Here is an 827-nt window from a genome sequence, read left to right on the forward strand (position 1 = left end):
ACTGCTAACTGATAACTGATAACTGCTAACTGATAACTGATAACTGCTAACTGATGAAAAACGTTGGTTTAATAATATTAGCTGCGGGAAAAGCGAGTCGCATGGGGAAACCAAAACAGTTGCTAACTTATCAAGGCAGTAGTTTGATATCTCATGCTGTAAAAATTGCAATTAATTCTACTTGTAAACCCGTTGTAGTAGTTTTAGGAGCTTACAAAAAAGAAATTAAACCACAAATAGATAAGTTTCCCGTTCAAATAGTAGAAAATCCGTATTGGGAAACAGGAATGTCTTCTTCAATTCGTGCGGGAATTGTTGCGATAAAAGAAAGTAATCCTAAATTAGATGCAGTAATTATCGCACTTGCAGACCAACCATTAATATCAGAAACAGTTTTTAATCGATTAATTCAAAGCTATCAAGAAACGGGTAATATAATTATTGCTTCTACTTATGATGACATTGTAGGTGTTCCGGCTTTATTTAGTAATATTCTTTTTTCAGAATTAATTAATATTGAAGGTGATAAAGGTGCAAAAGCTTTGATGGGTAAATATAAAGATGAAGTGTTAACTATTGAGGTAGCGGAAGCAGCTATTGATATTGATACGCAGGATGATTATGATAAGTTGTTCATAGGTTCGTAGTAGCGCTTCAGCGCATCCGGATTCCAAAACACCAAACACTTACTACAATGAAAAAATTATTTATAGGTTCGTAGTAGCGCTTCAGCGCATCCGGATTCCAAAACACCAAACACTTACTACGATAATACGAACAATTTTTGGTTTTACGAAAAATGCTCGGTGAGATAGGGATTATTTTAT

Annotated in this window: 1 protein-coding gene; it reads left to right on the forward strand. The window is 34.3% G+C overall.

Annotated features, from left to right (window positions below):
• Positions 1-53: 53 nt before the first annotated feature.
• Entirely contained in the window at positions 54-647 is a 594-nt protein-coding gene (locus tag ACM03V_RS34445; protein WP_414625307.1) for a nucleotidyltransferase family protein, read from the forward strand.
• Positions 648-827: the final 180 nt, after the last annotated feature.

Source organism: Calothrix sp. CCY 0018 (assembly GCF_963920925.1).
In the GTDB taxonomy this organism is placed as follows: Bacteria; Cyanobacteriota; Cyanobacteriia; order Cyanobacteriales; family Nostocaceae; genus Rivularia.